The organism is Nocardiopsis sp. TNDT3 (genome assembly GCF_003427465.1).
GTDB lineage: Bacteria > Actinomycetota > Actinomycetes > Streptosporangiales > Streptosporangiaceae > Nocardiopsis > Nocardiopsis dassonvillei.
On the sequence record NZ_QPFC01000689.1, the window covers coordinates 1 to 8,778 of the forward strand.

6 protein-coding genes and 1 pseudogene are annotated in these 8,778 nt (G+C 72.2%); 4 read left to right on the forward strand and 3 right to left on the reverse strand.

The features are described from left to right. Positions 1–669, reverse strand: a 669-nt coding sequence (locus DQW06_RS17210; protein ID WP_157983468.1) for a GNAT family N-acetyltransferase, incomplete at its 3' end; no start/stop codon positions are given. Between the two features lie 157 nt (positions 670–826). Here DQW06_RS17210 and DQW06_RS17215 point away from each other — a divergent pair. Further along, a complete protein-coding gene (locus DQW06_RS17215; protein WP_071622512.1) occupies positions 827–1,555 on the forward strand; it encodes a hypothetical protein in 729 nt (242 codons plus the stop codon). A gap of 45 nt (positions 1,556–1,600) precedes the next feature. Next, positions 1,601–2,341 (forward strand): peroxide stress protein YaaA, encoded by a 741-nt coding sequence (yaaA, locus tag DQW06_RS17220; protein ID WP_013154324.1) that lies wholly within the window; start codon positions 1,601–1,603, stop codon positions 2,339–2,341. Between the two features lie 458 nt (positions 2,342–2,799). Here the strand turns inward: yaaA and DQW06_RS17225 are convergent, their stop codons facing one another. Together DQW06_RS17225 and DQW06_RS17230 are read right to left on the reverse strand one after the other, a co-directional pair. Further along, the gene (locus DQW06_RS17225) at positions 2,800–4,515 is read right to left on the reverse strand and encodes an RNA polymerase sigma factor (RefSeq protein WP_013154325.1); all 1,716 of its coding nucleotides are present in this window, start codon (positions 4,513–4,515) and stop codon (positions 2,800–2,802) included. 366 nt (positions 4,516–4,881) lie between these two features. Beyond that, positions 4,882–6,960, reverse strand: a complete 2,079-nt coding sequence (locus DQW06_RS17230) for a SpoIIE family protein phosphatase (protein ID WP_013154326.1) — start codon at positions 6,958–6,960, stop codon at positions 4,882–4,884. 569 nt (positions 6,961–7,529) lie between these two features. On the opposite strand from DQW06_RS17230, the gene DQW06_RS17235 reads away from it, so the two are divergent. Next, a complete protein-coding gene (locus DQW06_RS17235) occupies positions 7,530–7,817 on the forward strand; it encodes a hypothetical protein (RefSeq protein WP_013154327.1) in 288 nt (95 codons plus the stop codon). Positions 7,818–8,004: 187 nt separating this feature from the next. Further along, positions 8,005–8,778: pseudogene (locus DQW06_RS17240) on the forward strand (hypothetical protein); the annotation flags it as partial.

Genomic DNA, 8,778 nt, shown 5'->3' on the forward strand with positions numbered 1-8,778 from the left:
CCCGCCTTCGTGCGCGCCCTCCAGTACACGGCTGTGGTACCGCGACACCTCGGTGAACCCCGCGCGCCCGTACAGCCGCAGCGCCGGGGCGTTGTCGGCGACCACACACAGGTAGGCCCGCCGCGCGCCGCGGTCGTACCCCCAGCGCAGCAGGTCGGCCAACAGCCCGGCGGCCACGCCGCGTCCGCGCGCCGCGGGGTCGGTGAACATGGCGCAGAGCGCCACCGACTCCCCGTCCAGCACCGCCGCCCCCCGGCCCAGGCCCCGCTCGGCCGTTGCGTAGGCGGCGTCGACCCGGCCGAGGATGCGTGCGGCCCCGGCGGCCGACCACCCGGGCCCGGGCGAGGCCGCCACCGAGGACGTGCCCGGGGCGTCGGGGCGCGCGCCGAGGTCGCGGGCCAGGACCAGTGAGGGCTCCACCACCGCGTAGCCGTGCTCCGCCAGCCGCCGGTCGACCTCCTCCTCGCCCGGCCACACCTGCACGCAGGGCCTCAGGCCGCGCCCGGTGTAGTAGGCGGTGACCTCGGCGACGCGCGCGTCCGGATCCAGCACGAGCGCGCAGTTGGCCCGCTTGGTGATCCCCTCGGCGAAGCCGAACCGCCAGCCGCCGCGCTCCTCCACCTCGAACGGCGGCCAGTCCCGCGTCACCCGCCGAGCCCATTCGTGCACGCCCGCTCCCCTCTCCCGGAGCCGACGATGCTATCCGGCGGGCCCGCGGCGACCGCGGCCGCGTCCCCGGTAGGGGTGCCCGGGGGGTGCGAACCCCCGGCGGACCGTCGTGGCAGCGTTCCTGACACGGCACCCTCGCGGTGGCGAGGATGACCGCATGCGCTCCACTCCCCGAAAAAGCCCTTTCACGTCCGCGTCCCTGAGAACGGCCCTGCTCCGCGACCTGCCCGGACGGGCCGAGGCCCCCGTGCCCGGCCCCTTCCCCGGCCGCTGGCCGACCGCCGTCTCGCTGGCGGCGGCTCCGCCGCTGCTCCTGGCCGGGGAGCTGCTCAAGGCGCCGCACCACTTCTTCTTCCCGGACCAGATCGCGGCCTACGCCGACGATCCCGTCCAGATGGCCTGGGGGTACGGGCTCTGGTTCGCCGGGCTGCTGTTCCTGGTGCCCGCCTTCGCCGGGCTGGCCACCGCGATCGCCAGGACCCGGCCCGTGCTGGGTGCCGTCACGGGGATCGTGTGCCTGTTCGGGCTGATGGTGGGCGCCTTCTTCGAGGGCGCCAACTTCGTCGCCCTCCAGCTCACCGACGCCCACTCCCCGGAGCTGGCCACCGCGTTCGTCGAGTTCCTCTATCCCCGGGTGCACGTGGTGTACGCGCTGGTGTGGGCCCCCAACCTGGGCTGGGTGCTCCTGGCCGCGGGACTGCTCGCGACCCGCTCCGTGGGCGCGGTCCGGTTCCTGTGCGTCCTCTCGATGGCGTTGCACGCCAACGGCATCCTCAAGGGATTCGTCCCCGTGGGCGCCGTGATGGACGCCCTGCTGTGCGTCGCCTTCGTCACCCTCGCCGTCCAGGTCCTCCGACACCGGGAACGGGCTCCGCACACGCCCTAGCATGGGCGGGTACCCGACCACCGCCTCCACCCGGGAAGTTCCACCATGCTCATCCTGCTGCCGCCGTCCGAGGGCAAGGCCTCCTCCGGCGAGGGCCCCCGCCTGGACCCGGGGACGCTGACCCTTCCGGAGCTGACCGGGGCCCGCGAGCGGGTCATGGCGGCGCTGGCGGACCTGTGCTCGGGGCCCGAGGAGACCGCGCTGGAGACCCTGGGGATCAGCGCCAGGCAGGCCGACGCGCTCAAGCGCAACCTGGACCTGGCCACCGCGCCCACCCTGCGCGCGGCCGACCTGTACACGGGCGTGCTCTACGACCGGCTCGGCCTCCCCGACATCCCCGACGCCCGGGTCCTGATCTTCTCCGGGCTGTGGGGAGTGGTCGGGCCCGCCGACCGGCTGCCCCCGTACCGCCTGTCCATGGGCGTGAAGCTGCCGCCCCTGGGCGGTCTGGGCTCCTACTGGCGCCGCGAGGCGGCCGCGCCCCTGGACGAGTTCACCGGGGGACAGCTCCTGGTCGACTGCCGCTCGTCCGCCTACGCCGCCGCCTACGCTCCGGGGACCGGCGTGGCCGTCAGGGTGCTGCGCGAGCGCGTGGTGGACGGGGTCGCCAGGCGCACGGTGGTCAGCCACATGGCCAAGGCCACCCGGGGCGACATCGCCCGCTCCCTGCTTCTGGAGGGCGTGGACGCCGCCACCCCCGAGGAGCTGGTGTCGGCCCTGCGCGACCTCGGGCACACCGTGGAACTGCCCGAACGGCACGTCCTGAACGTCGTCGTCCGCGACTGAGGGACGGCACCGGGAAAGGGGCGCGGGCCGCGCGGACGGGGCCGCGCCCGTGCGCCCGGAGAGGGCCCGCGGACACACGGAGAACGGGGAGCGACCGTAGGCCACTCCCCGTCACATAACGACTCGATATCGCGACTTTATGCCGCACCTACAGTACGTGCGGCACCATGGACACCGTCGGATCGGATGACACAGCGCCTCGGACGACACGGTGCCCCGTACGACACAGTGCCCGGGAGAACCAAGGACGCTCCCGAGCGCGACGGGCACCTCGGAGCACCAACGGGGGCTGCTCCGGCACACGCGGACGTCGCCACAGCCGCGCGGACCTGGGGGTGCCGGTCCCGGGTCGGCGCTCCCCGCCTTCGGGCGGGGGCGCGGATCCGGGACCGGTCCGGTTCTCTTCAGCCGCCGGTCAGCGCTCTACCGCCGCCGACCGGCCGACCACCTGGGTGAACCTAGTCCAGGTAGTCACGGAGCACCTGCGAACGCGACGGGTGGCGGAGCTTCGACATCGTCTTGCTCTCGATCTGCCGGATGCGCTCACGGGTGACCCCGTAGACCTTGCCGATCTCGTCTAAAGTCTTCGGCTGGCCGTCGGTGAGACCGAAGCGCATGGACACCACGCCCGCCTCGCGCTCGGACAGCGTGTCCAGCACCGAGTGCAGCTGCTCCTGGAGCAGGGTGAAGCTGACCGCCTCGCCCGGCTGGATCGCCTCGGAGTCCTCGATGAGGTCGCCGAACTCGCTGTCGCCGTCCTCGCCCAGCGGGGTGTGCAGGGAGATCGGCTCGCGGCCGTACTTCTGCACCTCGACGACCTTCTCCGGGGTCATGTCGAGTTCCCTGGCCAGCTCCTCCGGGGTGGGCTCGCGGCCCAGGTCCTGGAGCATCTGGCGCTGGACGCGGGCCAGCTTGTTGATGACCTCGACCATGTGCACCGGGATGCGGATGGTGCGCGCCTGGTCGGCCATGGCCCGGGTGATCGCCTGGCGGATCCACCACGTGGCGTAGGTCGAGAACTTGAAGCCCTTGGTGTAGTCGAACTTCTCCACCGCGCGGATCAGACCGAGGTTGCCCTCCTGGATCAGGTCCAGGAAGAGCATGCCGCGGCCGGTGTAGCGCTTGGCGAGCGAGACCACGAGCCGGAGGTTGGCCTCCAGCAGGTGCTTCTTGGCGCGGCCGCCGTCCTCGGCGATCCACTCCAGCTCGTCGCGCAGCTCGACGGTGAGGAGCTCGGCCTCCTCGGCCAGCTTCTCCTCGGCGAACAGGCCGGCCTCGATCCGCTTGGCGAGTTCGACCTCCTGCTCGGCGTTGAGCAGCGGGACCTTGCCGATCTGCTTGAGGTAGTCCTTGACCGGGTCCGCCGTCGCGCCCGCGGCCACGACCTGCGCCGCGGGGGCGTCGTCATCGTCGTCGTAGAGGACGAAGGACTCGTCCTCGTTGGCGGGCTTGGCCGGGGCGCCCACGGCCTCGGGCTTGGCGGGCTTGAGGTCCTTGTCCGCCGGGTCCGGGGTGTCCTCGACCAGCTCCAGCTCGGCGCCGGTGTGCTCGAGGTCGTCCAGGCCGTCCTCGTCCTCGTCGAACTCGCCGTCCGCCGCGAGTCCGAGTTCCTTGGTCGCCGTCTTCTTGGCGGCGGCGGCCTTGAGGCCGGTGGTCTTGGCGGTCGGGCCCTTGGCCGCGGTGGTCTTGGCCGCCTTGGTCGCGGGCTTCTTGGTCGCCGTCTTCTTGGCGGGCTTCTTGGCCGCGGGCTTCTTCTCCGCCCCGGCCTCGTTCCCGGCGTCCTCGGCGGAACCGACCACGGCGGTGACCGTCTCGGTCTGCTCCTGGGCCGCCGCCGCGCGCACGGGCTTGGCGGCCCTGCTCGTCGCGGTGGTCTTGGTGGACCTGGTCGAGGTGGACCGCGTGGCCGCCGTCTTGGTGGTCGCCGCCTTGCGCCGCGGCGCCTTGCGCCGGGAGGAGGCCGACTCGGGAACGAGTACGGTCACGCCCTCCTTCGCGAGGCTGCGGAGCACGGACTGCGCCTGCGACATCGGGATTTCGGCCTCTTCGAAGGCACGGCGCACGTCCTCGGGCTCAAGGAAGCCCTGGGACCGCCCACGCTCGATCAGCTGCTGAATGACGGGCTCTTGCAGTGACTCGGACTGCTTCGAGCGAGTCGAACTGGCAGATGACACAAACACCTCTCGAACGGACGTGTGGCGAGATTGTCGGACCCGGTGGTCCGCCTGGCCGGGACCGGGCACTGCACCCTCTCCCACCTGCGGCCTGGGATCGTCCCCACTGGAACGGGGAAGCCGTTGGTCTTTCAAGCGTATGCGCTCTCCAGGTTCGTCCCCGTCCAGCGTATGCGCTCCCGGAGGTCACCCCCGCAGAGGATCACTCCCGCATCGCGGGGCGGAACGGCTTCTTCACTGTAGGCAAGGCAATGGACTTGTTCGTACGGTCTGTCGTCGGTCTGGCGCCGGTTCACCGGCACGGCGCGGACCGGTGCGCACCGGTCCGCCGCAGACCGGTGTCCACCGGTTCGCCTCGAACCGGCACTACCGCTCCGGCACGGAGTCGATCACCGGAAGCTGGACGGCGAGCAGCGTGACGTCGTCGTCCTGCTCATACCCATCGAGCATGCTCTCAACAAGGTACTCCAGCATCTGCTGTGGATCGCCCACCACCTCCGGAGGGGCCGAGGACGCCACGTGGACGAGCTCGTCGAGTCCGGAGTAGACGGACCGTTTGCGGTTCTCAACCAGTCCATCGGAGTACAGGGCGACGGTGTTACCGGGTTGGACGAAGAATTTGTGGTGACCCCGCGGGGAGCTGACCCCGAGCGGCGTGTCGGGTTCGGTGTCGAGCAGCGACGGCCGCGCGCCGCCCGCCACGACCAGCGGCGGGAGGTGTCCCGCGTTGCTGAGGTCGAGCTGTCCGGTGACGGGGTCGAGCACGAAGTAGACCAGTGTGGTGACTTGGTCCATACCCTCCGTGGCCGAGAACATGCGGTCCAGGCCGGCCAGGACGTCGGCGGGCTCGGGCATGGAGAAGGCCAGGGCGCGCAGCGCGTTGCGGATGCGGCTCATCCCTGCCGCGGCCGGGATGCCCTTGCCCATGACGTCGCCGAGCACCCCGGCGACGCGGCCGTCGGGCAGCGGGAAGGCGTCGTACCAGTCGCCGCCGACCTGCACGTTCTGCGACCCGGACCGGTAGTAGGCGGCCAGGCGCACGCCGCGCACCTCGGGCAGTTCCTCGGGCAGCAGGCTGCGCTGGAGCTCCTCGGCGGTGTTGTGCTCCTGCTCGTAGAGGGTGGCGCGGCCGATGGCCAGCGCGCACTGTCCGGCCAGGGCCTCCAGGAACACGCGTTCGTCGTCGGAGACCTCGCGCGGGGTGGAGAAGGCGAAGCGCAGCGCGCCGATGGGGCGCCCCGCGGTCATCATCGGCAGCGCGATCCAGGCCCGCTCGGGCGTGGACCCGACGAGTTCGTCCACCTCGGGCGCGCCGTCGAACAGCGCGCCCAGCTCGGCCGGGTTGGCGGCCAGGCGGGGCAGCCGGTCGGCCACCGCCAGGGCGGCGATGTCGGGGTGGTCCGTGGGGAAGGTGGAGCGGGGCAGCTGGTGGGCGTGCGCGGCGGCGATGGTGCGCAGCCGCAGGCGGTCGCGGTCCAGTAGGACGACGCAGGTGTGGTCGGCGCCCACCCCGGAGCGGCCGATCTCGGACATGGCGTTGACGACCTCGTCGGCGGTGAGCGCCTCGGCCAGGTCGGAGGTGGCCTTCTGGAGGCGGGCGGTGCGCATGGCCGCCTCGCTGAGCTGCTGGTTGAGGCGCTGGCGGAGTTCGTCGGCCTCGCGCTCGTTGGTGATGTCGGCGAGGGTGCCGACCCACTCGGCGGTCCGTGTCCCCTCCATGACCGGGTGGGCCCTGGCCCGGTAGTGGCCGTAGCCGCCCGAGCGGGTCCGCACGCGGAACATGGCGTCGAAGGGGGTGACGTCGAGGACGGAGTCCTCCCAGGCGCGCTCGACGCGGGGACGGTCCTCGGGGTGGAGGGCGTCGAGCCAGCCCCGGCCCAGGTAGTGCTCCAGCTCCTGACCGGTGACGGCCCGCCACTGGGGGCAGTCCTCGCGGATCTCGCCGCCGGGTCCGGCGGCCCAGACGATCTGGTTGCCCGCCTGGAACAGGGCGCGCAGCCGCTGCTCGTCGCGGCGCAGCGCGGCGCCGTCGACGGGTTCGGCGCCCTCACCGGCGGGGACCGCGATGAGGGCGACGTACTCGTCGTCCGTGTCCGGTTCGGTGACGGGGAACCAGGTCAGGTCCCACAGCTGCCCGGCGGGGGCGCGGTGGCGTCCGCGGACGGCCTGTCCGCTCTCGCGCGCCCGGGCCAGGCAGGCCCGGTGGTCGGCGGCCGCGTCGCGGTCGCCGTTCTCCTCCAGCAGGTCTGCGGGGTCGCGGCCCAGGCACTCGGCGGGGGCGCGCCCCAGGACGTCGGCGGCCAGGCGCTGGTTGATCGTGCCGAGGAGGTCGTCGGGGCCGAGCAGCGCGAATCCGATCGGGGAGTCGGTGAGGAGGGATCTGACCGCGTCGGGGAGTTCCGCCCTGCTGACCCGGGGTGGCGGAATGGACGTCTCGGCGCTCAACTGCTCGACACCTCCGGAACCGTCGATTCCCCAGCCGTGTTTCGTTGGGGGGTGCTGCCTGGACCGCGCGGCCCCTGTCGACCGGCCGCCCATGGCGTGAAAGCCGGAAGTCGCGCGGCGCCGAAGGTGATCGGGGGGCTCCGCGGCTCCCGGGAGTCACGCTCGATGACTCCTCTCGGCCGCTGTCACGGCTCAAGCATAAGACACAGCCGTCCACACGCAACGGCCGTCGTGGAGGGAGGCCGTCCGCGGACGTGGAAGGTAAACAATAGGCCACCCGCCGGTCGCGTCACAGCGGACGGGGACTTTCCGCGACGTGTTTTCCGCCAATTCCGGGCGATGGGCGTTCGCGGGATGTTTGCGTTCTCCACTCGGGACCAGGGGCGTTATACGCCCGAAACACCCTTTTCGCCTTGTTGATCTGCGATGACGGTGGTGTTCGAGTAAACGATGCTTCCCGGAGGTTTTATCAACAGCGTGCCGGGAGAGGGGTTGACACTCCGTCCAGAACAAGTGAAATGGGTGGAGGTCACCGTCCAGGCCATCTCCAGCTAGGGGTGTGAGCGAGAATGCTCCAGACCTTCCCGGTCCAGGATCTCAGTCGGATCTCGGCACGGCTCCACGACGAGTTCAGTGCCCTGTCCCACCGATGTGTCGAACGCTGCGTCAGCGACACCTGGAACTGCGTCGAACACCTGGGCATCACGGTCACGCCGCACCTGGTCGAGCGGGTCGCCCGCGAGCACCTGGAGGCGATGGTGAACTCCGTGCCGCCCTCCCCGCCGGCCAGGAAGCCGGCGCGCAGATCGGCCGCGGGCCTGTTCGGCGGCCACCGGGGCATACCGCAACCGCGTTGAACCCGGCGGTCGCCTCCAGGGGCGCGGCCTCCCCCGACGGGAGCCGCGCCCCGGCCGCGCCCGGCGCCGCCGTCGGTGGGCGGGAACGGAGGAGCGCACACCCGGGCTGGCATACGCTCGGATGGTGCCCTCCCCGATGCCTCCGTCCCCAGGTTCCGAACCGGTTCCCCGCGCCGTCTTCGACGAGATGCTGCGCGCCGCCAGAGCGCTGCTGGCCATGCGCCACCCCCTCGACGCCGAGCTGGCCTTCAGCGAGCTGCTCGGCACGTGGTGGGGGGAGCGGGTCCCCGGCGTGGACGTGGAGAGGCTGCTCGGCGAGGGCCTGGTGGCGCACGCCACCGCCTCCGGCAAGCCCGCGGGGCTGGGCGTGCTCGCGGCGGTCACCGCCCTGGGCACCTCGTCCGAGCAGCGGAGCCTGGCCGAACAGGGGATGATCGCGCTCCGCGAGCGCGGCCTCCAGGTACCGGCGTGGGCCTCCCAGCTCGGCGAGGTCACGCCGGTGGCCGTCTACGTCAGCACCGACCAGTTCGGTGACACCGAGGACTTCGTGTGCGTGTTCAGCCGCGACGGCGACCACCCCGGCCACCCGGGCTCGCTGCCGCCCGAGCACGCGCTGATCCTGGTCCTGGACCACAACGGCGGCGGCGTGCTGCGCGACGCCTGGGTGACCACCAAGGTCGAGCAGCTGCTGGAGAGCTGCCGGGCCCGGGCCGAGACGGACGAGTTCGCGCGGTTCGCCCAGGTGGAGCTGACCGAGGCGCGCGCCCTGCTGTCACGGGCACTGGAGCGCACGGAGCAGGTGGTGGCGGGCGCGTCGGCCGACCGGGCCTCGGGGGCGCTCGTGGAGCCGGTGGGGCTGAAGGTCTCCGACCTGACCGGGGGGTCGCTGGCCGCGCACTTCGCGCTGGCCAACGCGCGGGTGCGGTCCCTGCCCACCCCTCCCGAGGGAGTGGACCCCTTC

Bases quoted from the DNA above. Each gene is read 5' to 3' on its own strand.
- DQW06_RS17215 (WP_071622512.1), top strand. From the start codon at position 827: ATGCGCTCCACTCCCCGAAAAAGCCCTTTCACGTCCGCGTCCCTGAGA.
- yaaA (WP_013154324.1), top strand. From the start codon at position 1,601: ATGCTCATCCTGCTGCCGCCGTCCGAGGGCAAGGCCTCCTCCGGCGAG.
- DQW06_RS17235 (WP_013154327.1), top strand. From the start codon at position 7,530: ATGCTCCAGACCTTCCCGGTCCAGGATCTCAGTCGGATCTCGGCACGG.